This is a genomic window from Ensifer sp. 1H6, from assembly GCF_001976035.1.
GTDB classification, from domain to species: Bacteria; Pseudomonadota; Alphaproteobacteria; order Rhizobiales; family Rhizobiaceae; genus Ensifer; species Ensifer canadensis.
Window position 1 is genome coordinate 155,027 of record NZ_MOAI01000008.1, and the last position, 21,781, is coordinate 176,807.

Annotated in this window: 15 protein-coding genes and 1 tRNA gene; 6 read left to right on the forward strand and 10 right to left on the reverse strand. The window is 60.8% G+C overall.

Features of this window, described 5'->3' with window-relative positions:
* Positions 1-8: 8 nt before the first annotated feature.
* The gene (locus tag BKP54_RS12140; RefSeq protein ID WP_025426002.1) at positions 9-1,013 is read right to left on the reverse strand and encodes an ABC transporter permease subunit; all 1,005 of its coding nucleotides are present in this window, start codon (positions 1,011-1,013) and stop codon (positions 9-11) included.
* Between the two features lie 214 nt (positions 1,014-1,227).
* Positions 1,228-2,823 carry an ABC transporter substrate-binding protein gene (locus BKP54_RS12145; RefSeq protein WP_025426001.1) on the reverse strand — a complete coding sequence of 532 codons (1,596 nt, stop codon included), beginning with the start codon at positions 2,821-2,823 and terminating at the stop codon, positions 1,228-1,230.
* A gap of 657 nt (positions 2,824-3,480) precedes the next feature.
* On the opposite strand from BKP54_RS12145, the gene BKP54_RS12150 reads away from it, so the two are divergent.
* Both BKP54_RS12150 and BKP54_RS12155 read left to right on the forward strand, forming a co-directional pair.
* Positions 3,481-4,194, forward strand: coding sequence for a helix-turn-helix transcriptional regulator (locus tag BKP54_RS12150; RefSeq protein ID WP_057221820.1), 714 nt, complete (start codon positions 3,481-3,483; stop codon positions 4,192-4,194).
* A 158-nt stretch (positions 4,195-4,352) separates the two neighbouring features.
* Positions 4,353-4,742 carry a response regulator gene (locus BKP54_RS12155; protein WP_025425999.1) on the forward strand — a complete coding sequence of 130 codons (390 nt, stop codon included), beginning with the start codon at positions 4,353-4,355 and terminating at the stop codon, positions 4,740-4,742.
* 94 nt (positions 4,743-4,836) lie between these two features.
* On the opposite strand, the gene rirA is transcribed toward BKP54_RS12155, so the two are convergent.
* Positions 4,837-5,310, reverse strand: a complete 474-nt coding sequence (gene rirA, locus BKP54_RS12160; RefSeq protein WP_025425998.1) for an iron-responsive transcriptional regulator RirA — start codon at positions 5,308-5,310, stop codon at positions 4,837-4,839.
* 193 nt (positions 5,311-5,503) lie between these two features.
* Here rirA and BKP54_RS12165 point away from each other — a divergent pair, with 193 nt between their 5' ends.
* Entirely contained in the window at positions 5,504-6,544 is a 1,041-nt protein-coding gene (locus BKP54_RS12165; RefSeq protein WP_025425997.1) for a Fe(3+) ABC transporter substrate-binding protein, read from the forward strand.
* A gap of 210 nt (positions 6,545-6,754) precedes the next feature.
* Here BKP54_RS12165 and BKP54_RS12170 read toward each other — a convergent pair whose 3' ends face one another.
* From BKP54_RS12170 to BKP54_RS12180, 3 genes are all read right to left on the reverse strand, one after another.
* The gene (locus BKP54_RS12170) at positions 6,755-7,810 is read right to left on the reverse strand and encodes a M48 family metallopeptidase (RefSeq protein ID WP_025425996.1); all 1,056 of its coding nucleotides are present in this window, start codon (positions 7,808-7,810) and stop codon (positions 6,755-6,757) included.
* Positions 7,800-8,882 carry a YjgN family protein gene (locus tag BKP54_RS12175; RefSeq protein ID WP_051509196.1) on the reverse strand — a complete coding sequence of 361 codons (1,083 nt, stop codon included), beginning with the start codon at positions 8,880-8,882 and terminating at the stop codon, positions 7,800-7,802. The genes BKP54_RS12170 and BKP54_RS12175 overlap by 11 nt, the downstream gene beginning before the upstream one ends.
* Positions 8,883-9,260: 378 nt before the next feature.
* Positions 9,261-10,757: a CoA-acylating methylmalonate-semialdehyde dehydrogenase gene (locus tag BKP54_RS12180; protein ID WP_025425994.1), complete on the reverse strand. Its 1,497-nt coding sequence runs from the start codon at positions 10,755-10,757 to the stop codon at positions 9,261-9,263.
* A gap of 116 nt (positions 10,758-10,873) precedes the next feature.
* Between BKP54_RS12180 and BKP54_RS12185 the strand changes: the two genes are divergently transcribed.
* A complete protein-coding gene (locus BKP54_RS12185) occupies positions 10,874-11,755 on the forward strand; it encodes a LysR family transcriptional regulator (protein ID WP_025425993.1) in 882 nt (293 codons plus the stop codon).
* 199 nt (positions 11,756-11,954) lie between these two features.
* Here BKP54_RS12185 and BKP54_RS12190 read toward each other — a convergent pair whose 3' ends face one another.
* From BKP54_RS12190 to BKP54_RS12210, 4 genes are all read right to left on the reverse strand, one after another.
* Positions 11,955-12,635, reverse strand: coding sequence for a peroxiredoxin-like family protein (locus tag BKP54_RS12190; protein ID WP_025425992.1), 681 nt, complete (start codon positions 12,633-12,635; stop codon positions 11,955-11,957).
* Positions 12,636-13,038: 403 nt separating this feature from the next.
* Positions 13,039-14,802, reverse strand: coding sequence for an adenylate/guanylate cyclase domain-containing protein (locus tag BKP54_RS12200; protein WP_057221819.1), 1,764 nt, complete (start codon positions 14,800-14,802; stop codon positions 13,039-13,041).
* A gap of 388 nt (positions 14,803-15,190) precedes the next feature.
* Positions 15,191-15,267: transfer RNA gene (locus BKP54_RS12205), tRNA-His, on the reverse strand.
* A gap of 148 nt (positions 15,268-15,415) precedes the next feature.
* The gene (locus BKP54_RS12210; RefSeq protein WP_025425989.1) at positions 15,416-15,865 is read right to left on the reverse strand and encodes a phasin; all 450 of its coding nucleotides are present in this window, start codon (positions 15,863-15,865) and stop codon (positions 15,416-15,418) included.
* A 230-nt stretch (positions 15,866-16,095) separates the two neighbouring features.
* Between BKP54_RS12210 and BKP54_RS12215 the strand changes: the two genes are divergently transcribed.
* Positions 16,096-19,734 carry a PAS domain S-box protein gene (locus BKP54_RS12215; protein WP_057211559.1) on the forward strand — a complete coding sequence of 1,213 codons (3,639 nt, stop codon included), beginning with the start codon at positions 16,096-16,098 and terminating at the stop codon, positions 19,732-19,734.
* Between the two features lie 202 nt (positions 19,735-19,936).
* A complete protein-coding gene (locus tag BKP54_RS12220; protein WP_057211557.1) occupies positions 19,937-21,619 on the forward strand; it encodes an iron ABC transporter permease in 1,683 nt (560 codons plus the stop codon).
* Positions 21,620-21,781 lie beyond the last annotated feature (162 nt).

The window sequence follows — 21,781 nt, forward strand, 5'->3', positions numbered from 1 at the left end:
CGCCCTCCTTAGTGCCGGATGCGGGGGTTGATGAGACCGTAGAGCAGGTCGACGGCAAGGTTCACCAGCATGATGATGCCAGCAATGACCAAGAGGCCACCCTGAATGACGGCGTAGTCGCGCCGGAAGACGGAATCGACCATCCACTTGCCGATGCCCGGCCAGGAGAAGATCGTCTCGGTCAGGATCGCGCCGGCGAGCATGACGCCCACCTGCAGGCCGATCGTCGTGATGACCGGGATCATCGCGTTTCGAAGCGCGTGGACACCGACGACACGGAAGGTCGAGAGGCCCTTGGCGCGCGCCGTGCGCACATAGTCTTCCGAAAGCACTTCAAGCATCGCCGATCGGGTCTGGCGCGCAATCACCGCCAGCGGGATGGTGCCAAGCACGATCGTCGGCAGGATGAGATGGCTCACCGCAGACTTGAACGCACCCGCCTGCCCCGACAACAACGAGTCGATCAGCATGAAGCCTGTAACCGGCGGGAAGAAGTACATCAGCGAGATGCGGCCCGAAACCGGCGTCCACTGCAGGATGCCGGAGACCAGCATGATCAACAGCAGGCCCCACCAGAAGATCGGCATGGAGAAACCGACGAGTGCGGTGCCCATGATCGTCTGGTCGACGAAGGAGCCGCGCTTGATCGCCGCGATGACGCCGGCGGGAATGCCGAGCACGATCGCGAAGATGATCGCGCAGAGCGAAAGCTCCAGCGTCGCCGGGAACAGTTCGAAGAACTGGTCGATCACCGGCTTCTTCGTCACGATCGACGTGCCGAAGTCGCCCTGGACGACGCCCAAGAGATAATCGAAGTATTGGATCACGATCGGCCGGTCGAAACCGAGCGCGTGTGAAATTTCCGCATGCCGCTCCGGCGACATGACACGCTCGCCCGAAAGCAGGGCGACAGGATCGCCCGGAAGCATGCGAATGAAGGAGAAGGCAATGATGGAGACCCCGATGAAAGTCGGGATCAGGACCGCCAAACGCCCCAAGAGAAATCGAAACATGTTTTACCCCGCGCCACGTTGCCGCGCCGTTGTCTCCCGGCGCTGGCACCACTGCATGTTTCCTTGAACCCTTCGGATTCGAGGGCAAAAACATGCAGCAACTCAAATTGCTACAGCGACCTTTGCGCGTCTGACAGGACGCGCGCCACTGTAGTAGATGCAAAGAGGGGCGTTTGCCCGTGGCAAACGCCCCCTTTCGGATCAGTTCATTAGCTTACTCGACAATATCCACGCCGTCGAAGGCAAAATCGCCGAGTGGGCTCTGGACGAAACCTTCGACATTCTTGCGCATCGGAACGACCGACAGCGAGTGGTCGAGCGTTGCCCAGGGCGCTTCGCGCTTGAAGACGACCTGCGCCTCTTCGTAGAGCTTGGTGCGCTCTGCCAGGTCGGACGTTTCCTTGGCCTTCTTGACCAGGGTGTCGAATTCCTGGTTGCACCACTGAGCGCGGTTGTTGCCGCCGACAGCGTTGCAGCCGAGAAGGGTGTCGAGGAAGTTGTCCGGGTCGCCGTTGTCGCCGGTCCAGCCGAGGATGACGGCACCGTCACGGTCCTTTGCCTTCGACTTGTCGAGGTATTCGGCCCATTCGTAGGACACGATCTCGACCTTGACACCGATCTTGGCGAAGTCAGCCTGCATCAATTCGGCAGCGCGGCGGGCGTTGAGCATGTACGGGCGCGAAACCGGCATCGCCCACAGCTTCATCGACAGATCCTTGACGCCTGCGTCTTCGAGCATCTTCTTGGCTGCGTCGAGATCGTAGGTGTCGTCCTGGAGCGTGTCGTTGTACGACCACATCGTCGGCGGGATCGGGTTCGTTGCCGGCTGGGCAGCGCCCTGGAATACGGCATCGACGATCGCCTGCTTGTTGATCGCCTTGTTCAGCGCCTTGCGGACTTCCGGCTTGTCGAACGGAGCCTGCGTCGTGTTGTAGGCGAGGTAAGCAACGTTCAGACCGGCCTGTTCCATGACCTTCAGGTTCGGATCGGCCTTCATGGCCTGTACGTCGGCCGAGTTCGGGTACGGCATCAGGTGGCATTCGCCGGCCTGCAGCTTCTGGAAGCGAACCGAAGCGTCGGTGGTGATCGCGAAGACGAGGTCGTCGATCTTCTGCTTGCCACCCCAGTAGTCGGGGTTTGCCTTGTAGCGGATGACGGCATCCTGCTGGTAGGCGACGAACGCGAACGGACCGGTGCCGAGCGGCATCTGGTTCATCTGGTTCATCTTGCCTTCGGCCTGCAGCTTGTCGGCATATTCCTTCGACAGGATCGAAGCGAACGGCATGGCGATGTTGGCGAGGAACGGTGCTTCCTTGCGCGTCAGGGTGAACTTGACCGTCAGGTCATCGACCTTCTCGACCGACTTGATGACTTCCGGGAAGCCCATGCCGGCTGCGTATTCCCACGAAGCGCCGGTCACGTATTTGTTCCAGGGATTGTCGGCCTTGAGCTGGCGCTCATACGAGAACACGACGTCGTCGGCGTTCAGCTCGCGAGTGGGAGTGAAGAACTCCGTCGTCTGGAACTTCACGCCCGGACGCAGCTTGAACGTGTATTCAAGGCCGTCATCGGAAATGGTCCAGCTCTCAGCGAGGCCCGGCTCGGTTTCGGTCGTGCCCTTCTTGAACTCGAGCAGGCGGTTGTAGACCGTGTGCGCCGCTGCGTCGAACGTCGTGCCGGCGGTGTAGAGGCCCGGATCAAAACCCTCAGGCGAACCTTCCGAGCAGTAAACGAACGTTTTCGACCAGGCGGAGCCGGCCATCAGCGTGGCAAGCGCCGTCGCTGCGAAGAGTGTAGTGAGCTTTTTCATGAGCTTTGCTTCCCAGATTTGTTCTTGTTCTCGTATTTTCCTGACGCGGAATGACGTTTGCCCCCGGTCAAGGCCGGATGGAACGACATTTGGCGTCGCATTGCAATAAGTCGCCAAACAAATTTGTCTATGCGAAAAATTCCTCCTATGGCGGAGCCGGAAATCTGTCCACTGTTTTAGAATACCCTGACATTTCCAGGGGCTTTTTCGGCCGCTGCTCGGCCGGCGTGCAACATCCCGATCCGGCTTATCGGTGACGGCGTGACCGAAGTGCGACGGTGACAGGCGGGAGTGTGGAGCAGGTCACATGTGCCGACCGCATCCATCGTGCACCCGCCTTGCGTGTGTCGCTCCGGCCGGGCGATCGGCGATTCGACGAAAATCGCAAGAAACGGTCAATCCCAAGATAGTTGGGTAGAAATCCCCTATGTGATCGTGCAATAGAACCTGGACAAAATCTCGGGGGAGACAATCGACGTGCCAAAACGTCCTTGGGAGGGGGCGGCATCCGCCACTCGGCGCTTTCAACATCGCGGCGACGCGACCGCGAGACGACCATGATGATGCCGATCCGCAATTTCGTCACCGGCTTCATGCCGTTGATTGAGCCGGCCTTGCGAGTAGACTGCCGCCTCGCGACAAAAGGGTAGCGCACGCGTGGCACGTTTGCTGGAAAATCACAGGCGTTACGATCTCCGCGACGATCTGGAGAAAGCGCTCAACCGCGTCGACTTCTTCCGCATCTTTCACACGATGGCATTGCGGTTCGGCTTCAACCATTTCGGCATTCTGCAGCTCGGCAACGAGAACGACGCCTGCATGTTGTCCACCCGGCTCGTCCTGCACGATCTTCCGTCGGGCCTCGCGGAAGAATACGACAAGCGCCACCGCTTCGGCGATTCGCTTTTCTACAAAACCCTGCACACATCGATCATTTCCTCCGTCTGGAGGTCAGGCGATCGCGGCTGCGCCAATGGCCAGAACCTGCTGGTCCAGCTCGGCTTCGAGCTGCTCTTGAGCGTGCCGGTGCACGCGGCAGCGACCGGCGCGCGATACGCCGTCCTGTTTCTGGGCGACGGCAACGACATCGGCCGCTCCGAGCATTTCGAGCTGACCTATGACGCCGTCTGCGCCTTCGACTATTTCTATCGCATCGCGCTTTCCAACAAGGCCGGCATGGGCCTGACGCCGCGCGAGACGGAGATCCTCAAGTGGATCTCCCATGGCAAGACGGCAAGCGAGATCGCGCTGATCGTATCGGTGTCCGAACACACCGTGAATTCGCATACGGCGACAATCCTGAAGAAGCTGGATGTCGTCAATCGGACCCAAATGGTGGCGAAGGCGATACGCGAACAGATCATTCAGTGAAGCCGATCGACGGGGCGATCTGAACCTGGCGGCGTCGCAAGGCGGCCCCGCTGACAGCAGGCGCCGCAGAAACGATGCAAACTCGCCACCCCACCCGCTTGCCGATGACAGGCGCGCGCAGCAGAATGGCTCCCGGTCACTCAGGTACTTGGACGATCATGACACAAAAAGCCCATATCCTGCTCGTTGACGACGACCCTGCGGAGAACCTCATTCTGCGCGGGCTGATCAAGAAGGTCAGCACCATCGAGATCGAACTGCATTATTGCCAGACGATCGAAAGCGCCCTCGAATTCCTTCGTTCGGGCAAACCGGTGTCGATGGTGTTGATGGACAATCGCCTTCAGCCGCAGCGCGACTTTCGCGAAACCGTGCCGGCACTCCGGTACCAGGGCTTCATCGGCCCGATCGGCGTGATCTCGGGGTCGCTCGTCGAGCCCTATTTCCAGAGTCTGGAAGAGTACGGCGCGGATTTCCGGATCGACAAGTCCGAGATCGATCCGACGGCAATAGAGTTCATCCTGAGGGAATATCTGGCACCGAACTGAAGGGGCGGCCGGCGGCGCTTTGAGCGGCTAAATCATGAGCGGTAGAGCTACGGCGCCGAGGTCATGACTGATACGCGGCGCCGCAAACGTCGGATCAGGCCGCAGTCGTCTGCGGGGCCTGCGGACGCTTGGTCTCTTCCAGGCCGAGCAGGAAGTTGATCTGGGGACGCGCCTTGACCAGATCGTCGATGGTGTAGCCCTGAAGCACCTCGAAGAAAGCGTTCAAAGCCTTGCGCAGAGCGGTATTGAGGCCGCAGCTGTCAACCAGCGGGCAATCGATTTCACCGGCTTCGAAGCACTCGGCCATCGCGAAGCTGTCTTCCGTGACCTTGACCACGTCGAACAGGGTGATTGCGGAAGCGGGCCTCGGCAGCCGTACGCCGCCGTTGCGGCCACGAACAGTCTCGACCAGGCCAGCGCGGGTCAGCGGCTGGAGAATCTTGAACAGAAACAGCTCTGAGACGCCATAGGCCCTGGCGATTTCAGGAATGCGGCTGAGCTTCTCGCCGTTTGCAGCGCAGTACATCAACATGCGAACCGCGTAGTTCGTTTGTTTCGTCAGTCGCATCATTCACTCCGAAATCGAGAGGTTTATCAAACCTTCATATAGGACGGATCGTAGTTTGGAACAATTCCAAAATACCAAAAAAGTCACATCTGCTTGATCGTTAACGGTTTCCCAGTTGACTGTTTGGTGGCTGCCGATCAAAAAGATGAGCGATTTTGTTAACTTAGCTCAAACCAAAAAAATGGAGGAAACCATGTCCGTTTCAAGAGCTGCAATGGGCGTATTGTCCCTCACCGCCAGCCTGTTCGCGTCCACTGCTGCCTGGGCCGATGGCGAGGTCAACATCTATTCCTATCGTCAGCCCGATCTGATCAAGCCATTGCTTGATGCCTTTACCAAGGAAACCGGCATCACGACGAACGTGCTCTTCCTCGACAAGGGCCTCGTCGAGCGCATCCAGGCCGAAGGCGCCAACTCGCCTGCGGACGTGATCCTCACCGTCGACATCAGCCGCCTCACTGAAGCCAAGGATGCGGGCGTGACGCAGCCGGTCGCCAACGAGACGATCAACAAGGACATCCCGGCGCACTTCCGCGACCCCGATGGCAACTGGTTCGGCCTGACGACCCGCGGACGCGTTGTCTACGCCTCCAAGGACCGCGTCGCCGAAAACGACATCACCTATGAGGAACTCGCCGATCCCAAGTGGAAGGGCAAGATCTGCACCCGTGATGGCCAGCACTCCTACAATATCGGCCTGTTCGCCTCGATGATCGCCCACAACGGCGAAGCCGAGACCGAGAAGTGGCTGACTGGCCTGAAGAACAATCTGGCGAAGAAGCCCGATGGCGGCGACCGCGACCAGGCAAAGGCGATCCTTGCCGGCGAATGCGATCTGGCGCTTGGCAACACCTACTATGTCGGTCTGATGCTGACCAACGAGAAGGAGCCGGAACAGAAGGAATGGGCGGCGGCTATCAAGGTGCTCTTCCCGAACGCCAAGGACCGCGGCACGCATGTGAACATTTCGGGCATGGCACTCGCCAAGAACGCCCCGAACAAGGACAATGCGTTGAAGCTGATGGAATTCCTGTCGGAAGGCGAAGCGCAGAAGATCTACGCCGAGCAGGTATACGAATATCCGGTGCTGCCGGGTGCCGAGCCCTCCGACGTGGTCAAGTCGTTCGGCACGATCAAGCCCGACGAACTGCCGTTGGCCGACATTGCAGCCAACCGCAAGAAGGCATCGGAACTGGTCGACAAGGTCGGCTACAACGACGGCCCGCAGGACTGATCCTACTGCATGTTTCCTTAAATCCCATTCGATTTAAGGATCAAAACATGCAGCAATTCAAAGTGCTACAGCGACCTTTGCGCGTCAAATTAAGACGCGCGGCGCTGTAGCCATCGCGTGAATTGGAAACAGCGGGCCGTGTGCCCGCTGTTTTCGTTTTGATGACAGCGTCGCGCCTTGTGTGGGGAAGCCGCTCGACGGACCAGAGGGCTACTGAGCCTGCGCCCTCAGTTCGCCGGCATAATCGAGGATCGCCTTGCGCCGTTCCGGTGTGCCGGGATGGGTCGCAAGGATGCTGGTGTCGGAACTGTCGCCAAGCTCCTTTTCGAGCAGGTCGAAGAACCGTGCGATTGCCGTCGGATCCCGCCTGGCTTTCAGCATCAGTTCCACCGAATGCCGATCTGCTGCCGCTTCCGCGCTACGCGAAAAGGAGAGCGTAAGGAGACCGGCACCCTGCACCAGAATGTCCTCAGCACCGGAGCCGATGTCGCCACCGATCATCATGACCAGCCCAGCGACGCCCGCGGCGCGGTAGATCTGGCGCAGGCTATGCTCGAGTTCGACATGACCGATCTCGTGCGCCAGCACGCCGACGATCATTTCGGTATCGTCGCCGGCAAGCTCGATCAGCTCATCGGTAACGATCAGCGTGCCGTCGGGCAGCGCGAAAGCATTCGGGCCGATGGTCCCGCCCATGCGGAAGTTGAGGGTGTAGCCACCCTCGCCGCGATCGGACAGCCGTGCGATCGCGTTGAACCCCTCACGGATCTTGTCCTGGCGCTCAATTGCAAGCGCCGACGTGTCGAGCAGCGTGCGATCCATCGTCTCCATGGTGCTTGCCGACATGATCTTCGGCACGATCGGCGGCGTCACCAGCACGGCGATTTCGACCAGCGCCGGTACGGCATAACGATAGATGGCCACGCCGCTGAGCACGGTCGCCAGGACGACCGCGATCAGGCGCGGGTGAAAACGCTCCCATTCGTGGACGAGATTGGTTTTTCCCTTGCGTTTCAGGAAACGATCGACGGCGTCGTTGTCGGTCGTCTCGAACAGAGAACCATCGGGAAACTCGATGCGACGCGGAATGGCGCCGACGCGCGCAGAAATATCGACGGCAGCAAGTGCTCCACCTGCAAGTTCGGCGCCGGCCTCATCCAAAGCCTTGAGGCCACCGCCATCTTCGATCAGCCGCGAGGGCACCGACCGGCTGGAACCGGCCGGATGCCACTCGCCAACAGCAATCTCCGTGCCGTTAGAAGCCAAAGTCGAACCCTTCGAAGTCCATGAACTCCGAACCGACGGCCGAACCTTCCTGGGCGATCCGGTCGAACATCTCGCCGACATTGCCTTCGAAATGGACGCCCGTGTGTTCATTGACATAACGCGCCATGCGCACGGCTGCCCAGGGACGCATAAGGCCCAGCGTGAAGATGGTGACGATCATGTTGGTAATCGCGATCCAGGCGTAACGGCCCCGCGACAGGTCGCTCGTCAACTGATGCTTGCCGTCGAAGGTCGTTGCCGACCAGGCGACGTTGCGCACGCCGGCACGGTAGAACAGCGCCGCGACCCCGAAGATCGAGAGGAATGCAATGTAGGCGATGACGAACAAGGCAATCATCGAAACGTGCATTCCCAGCGTTGCCTCAATGGAGCCGTCGAACAACGACATGATCACGGCCAGATTGAGGAAACCAATAAAGGCAATGATCAGCAGGCCAGCGACGATGATGGCCGCCGACAGGAACCACGACTTGTAGATCGCACCGACGGAAGGATCGGTCGCGAATGCCCGTTGCCCATAACGCAGGTTGCTGCCGATGTAGCGATAGGACCAGCGGCTGGCGAGCGGCACCAGGATGCCAAGTGTGAGGACCGAAATAACCGGACCGACGATGAAGGCGAGAAACGCACCGCCGACGCCGCCGACGAAATCGAACCGCACATTGCGATAGCTGGTCACGCGGGCACTGAAGCGCAGGCCCCTGACGACCAGCCATGGCACGAAGGCCACCAGCAACAGGGCAAGAATGATGCCGGCGATCGGCACGACGTTCAGCATGACGTTGTAGAAGATCAGGTAAGCGAAAACGATCACCCGACCGATCAGGATCTGCTTACCCTTTGCGTGATATTCGAAGGCGCGCCCGAGAAGCACCGTGTTACCGTAGAAATAGCGGTTGCGGCGGACCTTCGCCCAGGCGGAATAGATGCCGAGCGTGATGATCGTCAGCAGCACGTTGACGATCCAGATGCCAAAATACTCTTTTCCGCTACCGGTAAACGACAGACGGTGGAAATTGTCCGGTACCCTCTGCGTCAACGTCCCTTGCATCGACGCCGTTTCGGCCACGACCATGATAAAACCTCTCTCAATGAAATCAGCTTGCGGCAGCCCGCCATCACACAGGCGCCGCGTTGCGACAGATTGACGTCAATTGTGAACCCAGCGAACTGTGGCTATCCCCCGGATGAGCCTTCCATGCAAATGAACGGTCGAAATGCCTGCAATATTCGACCAAGGCGCGAATCAATTTTCCGCCGCCTCGGGCATATCAAATTAGTTGCAGTGCAACATGACATGCAACAGAAAAGGGTCTTTCGAAGGGGCCCCGGCATGCAAAAAAAGGCCTCTCGAAGGAGGCCTCGGGCACGCAACAAAAAAGGGCCTCCCGAAGGAGGCCCTGGAGGCGGGAGGATCTTTATCCCGTCATTACTTCATCGTCGGCATGACGAACTCGGCACCGTCCTTGATGCCTGACGGCCAACGCTCAGTGATCGTCTTGGTCTTGGTCCAGAACTTGATCGAGTCCGTGCCGTGCTGGTTGAGGTCGCCGAAGGACGAGGACTTCCAGCCGCCGAAGGAGTGGTAGGCGAGCGGAACCGGGATCGGAACGTTGACGCCGACCATGCCGATGTTGATGCGCGAGGCGAAGTCACGGGCAGCATCGCCATCGCGGGTATAGATCGCGACGCCATTGCCGTATTCGTGCTTCATCGGCAGGTCGAGGGCTTCCTCGTAGTTCTTGGCGCGAACAACCGAAAGGACCGGTCCGAAGATTTCGGTCTTGTAGATATCCATATCCGGGGTGACGTGGTCGAACAGGCAACCGCCGACGAAGTAGCCGTCCTCATAGCCCTGGAGCTTGAAGTCGCGGCCGTCGACCACGAGTTTCGCACCCTGCTCGAGGCCGCTGTCGATCAGGCTTCTGATGCGCTTCTCCGCTTCCTTGGTGACAACAGGGCCCATGTCGGCCTTCTCGTCGGTATAGGGGCCGATGCGCAGGCTTTCGACCATCGGCGTCAGCTTGGCGATCAGGCGGTTGGCAGTGTCCTCGCCAACGGGAACGGCAACCGAGATAGCCATGCAGCGCTCGCCGGCCGAGCCGTAGCCGGCGCCCATCAGCGCGTTGGCGGCCTGGTCCAAATCGGCGTCCGGCATGATGATCATGTGGTTCTTGGCGCCGCCGAAGCACTGGGCGCGCTTGCCGTTCATGGCAGCCGTGCCGTAGACGTAGCGGGCGATCGGGGTCGAGCCGACGAAGGATACGGCCGAAATGTCGGGGTTGGTGAGGATCGCGTCGACCGCGCCCTTGTCGCCATTGACGACGTTGAGGATGCCGGCCGGCAGACCTGCCTCGATCATCAGTTCGGCCAGGCGGACCGGCACGGACGGATCACGCTCGGACGGCTTCAGGATGAAGGCGTTGCCGCAGGCGATCGCCGGGGCGAACATCCACATCGGGATCATGGCGGGGAAGTTGAACGGCGTGATGCCGGCGCCGATGCCGACGGCCTGGCGGATCGAGTACATGTCGATGCCGGGGCCGGCACCTTCGGTGAACTCGCTCTTCTGCAGATGCGGAATGCCGATGACGAATTCGCAGACTTCCAGGCCGCGCACGAGATCGCCCTTGGCGTCTTCAATCGTCTTGCCGTGCTCGCGCGAGAGGATCTCGGCCAGCTCGTTCATGTGGGTGTTGAGAAGTTCGACGAACTTCATGAACACGCGGGCGCGGCGCTGCGGGTTGGTGGCTGCCCACTTCGGCTGCGCGGCCTTGGCGCTGGCGACGGCAGCGCCGAGTTCCGCGTCGCTTGCCAGCGCCACGGTGCCCTGCACTTCGCCCGTTGCCGGGTTGAAGATGTTGCTCGTGCGCCCGCTGGTGCCGGCGACGCGCTTGCCATCGATGAAATGACCGAGTTCGTACATGGATGTCTCCTCCTGATCTTGATTGTGGCGGCATGATCGCACTACGATTTGAACAAAGCAATTTCCGATATTCAGCAACCGTTGTGCGCAAATTGAAGTCCATAGGGATCAGAAACATGAATTGGGACGACGTGAGAATGTTTCTGGCGGTCGCGCGCACCGGGCAGATCCTTGCCGCCTCCAAGCGGCTCGGCCTCAACCATGCCACGCTCAGCCGGCGGGTGACCTCGCTTGAGGAAACGCTGAAGACCCGTCTCCTGGTGCGCAGGCCGAACGGCTGCGAACTGACGGCCGAAGGCGAGATCTTCCTGGCGGCGGCCGAACGCATGGAAACGGAGATGCTGGCAGCACAGTCGCAGATCGGCCGCATCGACACGGCGATCGCCGGGACGGTACGCATCGGCGCGCCGGATGGATTTGGTGTCTCCTTCCTCGCGCCGCGCCTCGGGCGGCTGACGGCGCGCTATCCGGAACTGAAGCTGCAGCTCGTGCCGGTGCCCCGCTCCTTCTCGCTGTCGCAGCGTGAAGCCGATATCGCCATCACCATCGAAAGGCCGGAACAGGGACGCCTGGTCTCATCGAAGCTTACCGACTACACGCTCGGTCTCTACGCCTCCTCGACCTATCTTGCGCAGCACGGCACGCCGCAAACGATCGACGACCTCAAGCACCATCGCCGCATCGGCTATGTCGAGGACCTGATCTTCACGCCGTCGCTGAATTTTTCGGCCGAGATCATGCGCAGCTGGGATGCCGCCTTCGAAATCTCGAGCGCCACCGGGCAGACGGAGGCGGTGCGCTCCAGCGCCGGCATCGGCATCCTGCACAACTACATCGCCCGGCACACGCCGGAACTCGAGCGCATCCTGCCTGAAACCACAATCCGGCGTGCCTACTGGACCACCTACCACGAAAGCGCCCGCGACCTGGTGCGCGTGCGCACCGTGGCGGCCTTCCTGCAGGAGCTGGTGACCGCGGAGCACCAGATGTTTGCCTGACCGCGCTCCAGAGCTACAGCGCCGCGCGTCTTGTTAGACGCGCAAAGGTCGCTGTAGCACTTTGAATGGCTGCATGTTTTTATCCTTACATCGAAAACGATTTTAGGAAACATGCAGTGGAGCGATCCCGGACGATTGCGCGCCGGCGAATGTCTCTACCCACAGAATCCAACGCGGCGGTCTGGCGCGTTTTTCGCTGTCAATGTGCGACTTGTGAAACTGCCGACATCAATTCTTCGGGATTCAGCGCCCGGCACATATTTTGGCCCTGGCCATCAACTTCCGTGAAGCTCCAACGCACCACACCTTCTCGATCGAGCAGGAACTGGCCAATGAGTTGCATATGGCCGGGTACCCTCACCTGCTGATCGGCTTCTGTGATTTCGTACCCATCCTTCTCGCTGAGAAGGTCGCCCGCGGTCGCCGGATCCATCGGTTCAGGCAATTCACCCGGCCGATCGACCCGCATCGTCATGACCACGTCCATTCCAACCTTGCGTGGCCAGTCGGTCTCATTCTCCGTAAACTCGAGGAGGGGTAAGCCGAAGGCGCGGTGTGAAGCTCGCTCCGGGTCCGATGCAGCAAGAAGACCGGGTATCGGATGATAGCGGAAATAGAGTCGCGCGCGCTCGACCGGGGTGTTGACCACCGCCAGAGATTCGACGCCTTTTTCGCGCAGAGCCGTGTTGAACTGTGCCATCGCCGCGACATGGCGTCGGCAGAACGGACACAGCAGGCCTCGAAACAAACCGACCAACAACGGGCGACGGCCGCGAAAATCATCAAGTGCGATCTTCCCCTCGCGTGAGATCGCATCCAGCACAAAGTTCGGAGCCTGGTCGCCCGGTTGTAACGGATGATCCAGATAATGTGCAGACATGGTCAACCTCCTCGCCCGAAGGACCAATGAAGAAGAGGCAGCACAAGACGTACTTCAAAGAGCCCGTACTGGGCGCAAACGTCCTGCTCCAACGCAGAGAGCTCTCGGCCTCCGCCATGTTGCCGAGGTCGAAATCAAGCGCCGCAGGGCCTGACCTCTCGCCATACAGCGCCGCGCGTCTTATTAGACGCGCAAAGGTCGCTGTCGCACTTTGAATTGCTGCATGTTTTTTCCTTAAATCGAATAGGATTTAAGGAAACATGCAGTAGCGTACAGCCAGGATCGACCTGAGAATGGCCTCACATTGGCCCACGAGCAAGCAGTAAACAGCGAATCGTCATCCGTGCCACGGGACGGCACGGCGGCGAGGTCGAATGGACCTCCTGACACGCGCCTTCCCTGGTTAGATAGACACTCCGGCCTCGCGGAGTCCGTCCGCCAGTCGATCGAGCACAGTGGGATCCCGGTAAGGCAAGGCCCGCTTGAGGTGGTTGATGGAAAAGTTCGGGTTAACCTCGAACACTTCGCGCCAGTAGCGGCGCGCCTCCTCGTGGCGCCCGGTGCGACCATAGAGGCAGGCGAGATAAAAGCGCGTCATGTCCGATCGCGGCGCAAGCGCCAGGCGGCGCTTGAAGGCGATCTCGGCCTCGCCGAAACGGCCGAGGTTCAACAACGTCCGACCCAGGAAATGCAGCGACAGGTCGAATTGCGGATCGAGCCGATGGGCCCGTGTGTAGAATGGCAGCGCGTCTTCGTACCGACCTTGGAAATCCCGTATCGTGCCAAGTGCAGTATGGCAGCTCGCGGAATTGGGATCGAGTTCGATCGCCCTTTGAGCGGCATGCTCCGCTTCGTCGAAGTGCCGCATCCAACAGTGCGCGAGCGAGAGAGCGTGATGGCCATGCGGCTCGTTATCGTCGATATCGACGGCCCTTTGTGCCAGCTCCAAAGCGCGTTCAAGATCGTCGGCCGTCCCGCCGTTCCACCGATTGATGAAATCGGTCAAGGCGATGATCGCGAGAGAAGCGTAGGCAGCCGCAAGCCCCGGATCGATGGCGATGGCACGCTCGAGCATGCTGCGCGCCTCCGCGGACGATACGGCGTTGAACTGCAGAATCGCCTGGCGGGAACGGACGAGCAGATCATAGGCTTCTGGATCGACCTTGCCGAGGCTCCCGCGTCGCTCTTCCTCGCCGGTTGTTAGCTTCACCTTGAGCGCGGTGACGATGGTGCGGGTCACTTCGTCCTGAACCGCAAAGATATCTTCAATTCCCCGATCGTAGCGCTCGGCCCATAGATGACCGCCGGTCGTGCCGTCGATCATCTGGGCATTGATGCGGATTCGATCAGCGGCCCGGCGTACGCTGCCTTCCAGGACATAGCGGACGCCAAGTTCCCGGCTCACCTTGCGGATATCTGGCGCCTTGCCCTTGTAGGCGAAAGAGGAGTTGCGGGCGATCACGAAGAGGCCGGAAACCTTTGAGAGATCCGTGATGATGTCCTCGGTGATGCCGTCGGCGAAATACCCCTGCTCCGGGTCGCCGGACATGTTGTCGAACGGCAGAACGGCTATCGATGGCTTCTTTGGAAGCTGCGGCGGGGCTTCGGTGGCAATCTTGACGGGATCGTTTGTGCGGTCGTCCGGCGACCACGTCCAGATATGCACCGGGCGTTCGATGTTCTTGACCTCGTGATGACCGCTGTCGACGAAGTCGAGGTCGATGCGACCATGCACATATTCATGAACACCATCCGCAATGGCTACGCTGCCAGGCCTGGCAAGCGCCTCGATACGCGCCGCCACATTGACCCCATCGCCGTAGAGATCGCTGTCGGCGACCATGATGTCGCCCAGGTTGACGCCGACGCGAAGCACGATCGCCAGGTCTGCCGGCACGTCCTTGTTGGCGGCTGCCATGGCCCGCTGAAGTGCCGCGGCGCATTCGACGGCGTTGACGGCGCTGGAGAACTCGACGAGCACGCCGTCGCCGGTCCTCTTGAAGACGCGGCCCTGATGTGTGGCGACGAGTGGCTCCAACACCTCTTTCCATCGCGCCATGAGCTGCGTGTAGGTGCTTTTCTCGTCACGCTCCATGAGCCGGCTGTAGCCGACTACGTCAGCCGCCAAAATGGCAGCGAGCCGCCGTGTGATGGGTTCGTTGGCCATGGACAATGGCGCCTTCCTGGGGCGCCTTCCTGGCGCCCATTGGCGAAATTTTACTGGCGTCTTGCTCCCATGTCCATTCGGCTTGAAGCCGATTGGTCGATATCCAACATCGTGGCAGGGCGCGCCAACCTCCACTTGTGTGGCGGTTCCAAAAAATGTCAGCTTCAGGGTGCGATCCGGGCCTCAGGAACGACCGGTTCGGGTCGATGGCGGAGATGGACACAGCGACGTTTGGAATTCCGTTCCTGCCTTAAGCGGATTTAAGCGTTGGAACACCAACCCGCACCGTCGATTGTGGTGCATTTGTCGTCCAAATATCCGGAGAACGTCGATAGAGACGGAAGCAGGTGCGCGAAAAGCGCTTAATATCAGATAGATATAAAGAGAATGGTACGGTTGGGGGGTCTCGAACCTCCGACCTCAGGTGCCACAAACCTGCGCTCTAACCAACTGAGCTACAACCGCACAAACGAGCGACATCAGTCGCTTGGCGGCTCACATACGGAGACTTCCGCCGCTTTGCAAGCCTAAACTTGAGATTATCCTGCAAAAAGACCGGATGGCAAGCCACCCGGTCCCATTCATGCCCAGCGCGGCCAGGGGCCGGCGCGGATCAGACCTTCTTGAAAGAAGACATCGCCTTTTCAGCGGCTTCCTTGCCAGGCTTGGTAACATTCTCAGCAACCTTCTTGGTTGCTTCCTGCATCGACTTGGTCTGTTCGACGGCAAGTTCAGCCTGCTTGCGGAAGAAAGAGGTCTGCAGCTCGACGAATTCGGACAGCGACTTCACACCGAGCAGCGCTTCCATGTGCGAAAGCGAGTTTTCGGCATTGGTGCGCAGGGCGTCGATGGCCTTGAGGCCGAGTTCAACGCTACCGGTCTGGGCGCTTTCAAGCGTCGCTTCGACGGTCTTGCTTGCTTCCTCGGCAGCGGTCTTCATCTTGGAATAAGCGTCCTTCGACTGGGCAGCGCCCTTTTCCGCGAAGTCGCGGAAGCTGTCGGCAACCTTTGCCGGGTCGAAAGAGGAGAAGGAAAATGCGTCGTCGATCTTCTTGGTAGCCATGAATGCGCTCCTTGGTGTCAGGGCCCTCTTTTGAGGCGCCGTTGATTGATGCACACTATATAACCGATCCTATTGTGCATTGCAATAAAATTGTGCAGTGCACAAATTCGCCTGCGTTAACCCTTCGCGATGAAAGGGGTGAGCGAAAGACGCCGATTGCTGGACCCTCAGCCGCGTGGCGGGTATTAATAGAGTGTTAACGTACCAGCGACCCGTCAATAGGCCCGTCCATGCCCGCAAGACAGTACCCCTTCATCGACATTGCCGTGCATGAGCGGGTGCGCGAACATTTTGCGCGCGGCGATGCGGCGATCCTGTTTTCGAGGGACCTTAACCGCGTTCTGTGGGCCAACGATCAGGGTGCCGCCTTCTTCGGCGCAGACTCGATCTACGACTTCATCGACACGGGCCCCAATGCGAACGACCTGTCGGCGCGGCAGTTGAAGGCCGCCGCGACGCAGCTGGTTTCGGTCGGCGATCGTCGCCAGCTCTTGATGCGCATTGCCGCGGGCTTTCGAAGCGTGCCGCTCAATACGACGGTGGAACTGATCCGCGTCCGGCTGGACGAATTGGGCGTGCTGTTCACCGCACCCCATTCCGGCAAGCCGCTTTCGACGGAAGATCGCGCGGCGCGCATGATCGCCGGGCTCGACGGCCCGGACACGCACATGGCCGTGCTGGATGCCGACGGTACGATCGTCGCCCAGTCGCCTGGCTTTGCCAATCTCGGCATGTCCGACGAGACGCGCCGCCAACTCGTCGCCGCCGTTGCCCGCGACCATGACTGGCTGATCAAGCGCCCGGTCGCCACGGCAAAGGGACACCTGCCCGCCGCCATCGGTAAGATCGCCGACGAACCGGCGCTTCATCTTCTCTTTGCGGTGGAAACCATCCTCGGCAACCTCGACCCGGATGAAGCACCGGCCGAGGCTGTCTTGCCGCCGACAGCCGTCGCGGAGGTCGTCGAGGCCGATGTTGTGACCGACGTCGCACCCGCTGTCGTCGAAACGGAAGCGGCGATGGCTACTGGCGCGGTGGAAACGGTCGTCGAGCAATCGGCTCCCGACGAGCTGGCTTCGGCGGATCAGCGGATCGTCGCCGAACGTGAAATCGAGCAGCCGCTTGCGGAAGCCGACGACGTCGTCGCCGCAGTCGAAGCAGAGGAACCCGACCTCGCCGTCGACACCGATACCGAAACGCCGCTGGAAACAGCGACCGCCGAAACATCAGATGCGGCCCAGGAACAGACGGACGCCGCACCAGAAGGCGCGGAGCAGTTGCCGTCCGCCGAGACGGCAATTGTCGCCGAGGCAGCGCCTGTCCCCGATGCTACATCGGTTGAACCGCGCGAACACAAAGACGCCCCTGTCGGCGCTCAGTCCGACTTCGCCTTTGCGATCGGCGGGCGGGCGGTGCGGTTCGTCTGGAAAATCGACGCGGAAGGACAGTTCAGCGAAATCTCGGAGGAGTTTGCCTCGGCGGTCGGGCCGAAGGCCGCCGACGTGATCGGTGTCAGCTTCGCCTCGCTTGCGGCGCGCTATGGTCTCGACCCCGACAACAAGATCAACGAGCTCCTGCACCGCCGCGACACCTGGTCCGGCAAGACGATTTTCTGGCCGGTCGAAGGCACGAGCCTTAAGGTCCCGGTCGACCTCGCCGCCCTGCCCACCTACTCGCGCTCGCGGGAGTTCGACGGTTTCCGCGGCTTCGGCATCGTGCGCGTTGCAGATGCCGTCGAAGATCACAACGCCAACGGCCTTTCGCTCGATCGTGACGAGGATGCGATAGAGGCCAACGATCTGACGGCGCCAACTTCGCCGAATGGCGTGGCAGCCGTTGAAGAGGCGACCCACGAGATCGCGACCGCCGGCGCGAATGAAGCCGACGAACCTGCACTTTTTTCCGACGAGCCGCAGCCGACCGAGGCAGTAACGACCGACCAGCCCGCGGTGCCGGCCGATCCCTTCCTTGGTGAGCGCCCAGCACTTCGCATCGTCGAGACGCCCGGACGCCGGGCTTCCGACAAGATCATCGAACTCGAGCTACACCGCCCGGCCGGTTCAAGCGCGCTCACCCGCGGCGAGCAGGCGGCTTTTCGCGAAATCGCGCGGCAGCTCGGCGAAAATTTTGTGGGACGCCCAGAGGCGCACGAGACCCGGTCGGACGAGGCTTCAGACGACGCCATCCAAGGCGAAGCGGAACAACCGGTATCTGAAACCCTGGACGAAGCAGCTCTTGAGGCCGCGCCGACCGCGACCAGCGAGTCTGAGTTCGAGACGCCAGAAGCTTCGAGCGAGGTGGCCGCAGCCGAACCTCGATCCGACGACCTGGCCGAGGCGAGCATGGACCCGGCGACGATCGCGACCGTCGGTTTCAGCGGCGAGATCCTCGATAGCCTGCCTGTCGGCCTGCTCGTGCATCTCGGCGACGACCTGCTGCACGCCAATCCGGAATTCCTGCGACTGACGGGCTACGACACGCTCGATGATTTCAAAGAGGAAGGCGGCATCGACGCGCTCTTTGCCAATGACGAGGAGGTCGGCGACACGGAGCCGGACGGCACGATGACGCTGATCCGCAAGACCGGGCAGTTGCTTCCGGTAACGGCCCACTTGCACTCGATCCGCTGGGACGGAAAGAGCGCGCTGATGCTGGCCCTGGCATCGACGGAAGTCGCGCAGCCCCAAGAGAGCGAAGCGAGCCCGGTCGAAACCGCTCCGGCTCCCGTCGCCGACGAACAGGTCGGCAAGCTCAAGACCGAAATCGACGAGCTGCGCTCGATCCTCGAGACGGCGACCGATGGTGTCGTCATTCTCGGACACGACGGCGATATCCGCTCGATCAACCGCTCAGCGAGCGCGCTCTTCAACTACGATGAGAGCGAAATCCGCGGCAAGCCGTTTGCAGCGCTCTTTGCCCATGAGAGCCAGAAGGCGGTCATCGATTATCTGCAAGGCCTGTCCGGCCATGGGGTTGCCAGCGTACTCAACGACGGCCGCGAAGTGATCGGCCGCGAGGCCGCAGGCGGCTTCCTGCCGCTGTTCATGACCATCGGCCGCCTGTCCGCCTCCAACGGCTATTGCGCCGTCATCCGCGACATCACCCAGTGGAAGCGGACCGAAGAGGAGTTGCGCAACGCCAAGCGCGCGGCCGAGACGGCAAATGCCCACAAGACGGAGTTCCTGGCGCGCGTCAGCCACGAAATCCGCACGCCTCTCAATGCGATCATCGGCTTTTCCGACATGATGGCGAGCGAGCATTTCGGCCCGGTTGGCCATCCGCGCTATATCGAATACGCCGGCGACATCGGCCGCTCCGGCCGCCATGTGCTCGATATCGTCAACGACTTGCTCGATATCTCGAAGATCGAGGCGGGCGAGATGGATCTCGACTTCGGCTCGGTCGAAATCAACGATGCGGTTTCCGAAGCGGTGTCGCTGGTGCAGCCGCAGGCAAACAGCCAGCGCGTCATCATCCGCACGTCGCTTTCGACAGCTGTGCCGAACGTGGTTGCCGACAGCCGCTCGATCAAGCAGATCGCACTCAACATCCTGGCGAACGCCATCCGCTTCACGCCATCGGGCGGACAGATCGTGGTGTCGACCTCCTATGAGCCGAACGGCAGCGTGATCCTGCGTATCCGCGACACCGGCGTCGGCATGACGCGCAGCGAACTCGACCAGGCGATGAAGCCCTTCCGGCAGGTGACGACCGGTGGCCGCAAGCGTGGCGACGGCACCGGCCTCGGGCTGCCGCTGACCAAAGCCATGGCCGAAGCCAACCGTGCGCAGTTCGCCATCACCTCGGCACCGAACGAGGGCACGCTGGTGGAAATCTCCTTCCCGTCACAACGCGTCTTGGCGAACTGACGACAGATGCTGTAAGGAAATGTTGACTTGGGGAAACCAGTTTGTTGGCATCCTCACGGCAATTCCTGCTGCATAATCCTCTTCTTGAAATCGGAGGCGATCCAAGGGGAAGATTATGCAGCGAGTTTAAAGCGTTACAGCATCCTTAGAGCGTCATGTCAGACGCGCGGCGCTGTGGCCGTTTCGCTCCGGATCAGATCGATTGCAGTCCACGTCACAAATCCTCAAGCGGCGCCCAACCGGCGCGAAAACCGGTCTTTCGCATCCGCTGCTCGCCGTATGGGCCGGGGGCGCATCGCTGATCGTGCTGATGCCGATCCTCGCCATTGCATGGCTGGCGATTTCCGGCGGCGGTTCCGACTGGCCGCATCTCATGCAAAACGTCATCCCGCGCGCCACCATCCGCACGTTGCTGCTGATCGCGTTCACCGGGATGACGACGGCCGTCGTCGGCATCGTGACCGCGTGGCTGGTGGCGAGTTGCGAGTTTCCCTTGCGCCGGTTTCTGTCCGCCGCGCTGGTGTTGCCGCTTGCCATTCCCGCCTATCTCGCCGCCTACGCCTTCGGTGAGCTGTTCACCTTCACCGGGCCGGTGCAGGGGCTGATCCGCGCTATCTTCGGCTTCAAGACCAGCCGCGACTACTGGTTTCCCGATATCCGCTCGCTCGGCGGCGCCGTCCTGGTGCTGAGTTCCGTGCTCTATCCCTATATCTATCTCGCCTGTCGCTCGATGTTTCTGATGCAAGGGCGCGCGGCGGCCGATGTTGCCCGCACGCTCGGCGCCGGGCCGCTCAAGGTGTTCTTCCGCATCCAGATCCCGATGGCGCGACCGGCGATCATGATCGGTCTGACGCTGGTGGCGATGGAGACGCTGAACGACATCGGTGCCGTCGAATTCCTCGGCGTGCAGACACTGACCTTCTCGATCTTCGACACCTGGCTCAACCGCGGCAGCCTTGCCGGCGCGGCGCAGATCGCCTGCATCATGCTCGTCTTCGTCATCGGGCTGATGATGATCGAGCGGGCTGCCCGGCGAAGGCAGCGCTTCTCCAGCCAGAAGACGACGTCGGCAGTCCATGATGCGACCAGGCTTCCGCTTTCCGGCTGGAAGAAGTGGGCCGCGACGATTGCGTGCCTGCTTCCGGTGCTCTCCGGCTTCGCGGTCCCGTTCCTGATCCTCGGCAATTACGCGCTGAAGCGCCTCGATCAATTCATCGAACCGCGGTTGCTGAACGCACTCTTCCACAGCATCCTGGTTTCCGGTGCAACCGCGCTGGTCACGGTGCTGCTCGGTTTCGTGCTTGCCTATGCCGCGCGTACCGGACGCTCGCGTTTCACCGATACCGCCGGCCGCCTCGCCTCCTTCGGCTATGGCGTGCCCGGCACGGTTCTGGCGATCGGCGTGCTCTTCCCGCTGGCAGCGCTAGACAATCTGGTCGACGCCGGCTTTCGCAGCACCTTCGGCATATCCACCGGGCTACTGATGACGGGAACGGGCTTTGCCATCATCTACGCCTGCACCGTCCGGTTCCTCACCATGGCCGAAGGCACGCTGGAGGCGGGTTTCCAGAAGCTGTCGCCGCACCTCGACATGGCTGCACGTGCGCTTGGCCGCACCGGAGGGCAGACGCTGCGAACCGTGCTTCTGCCGATGATGCGCCCCGCCGTGTTGACCGCAGCACTTCTCGTCTTCATCGAGACCATGAAGGAACTGTCGGCGACGATCATGCTGCGCCCGTTCAACTTCAACACGCTTGCGACGCTTGTTTACGAGGACGCATCGCGTGCCAAGGTCGAGGATGCATCGGTGGCTGCGATGATCATCGTCGTTGCCGGCATGATCCCCGTGATCCTGGTTTCGAGATCGATGGAGCGTCGGCCCTAACGCAGGTCGCGCAAAAGTGCGCAGCGGTTTTGCGATAAGGACATGCGTTAAGAAAAGAGCTTAAAGCGCAACAAGGGAATCCTGGAAATCGCAACGCGCTTAACAGCATTTCCAGGAAAAGTGCGAAGCGGTTTTCCGTCTGGAAATACGGGAAAACAAAGA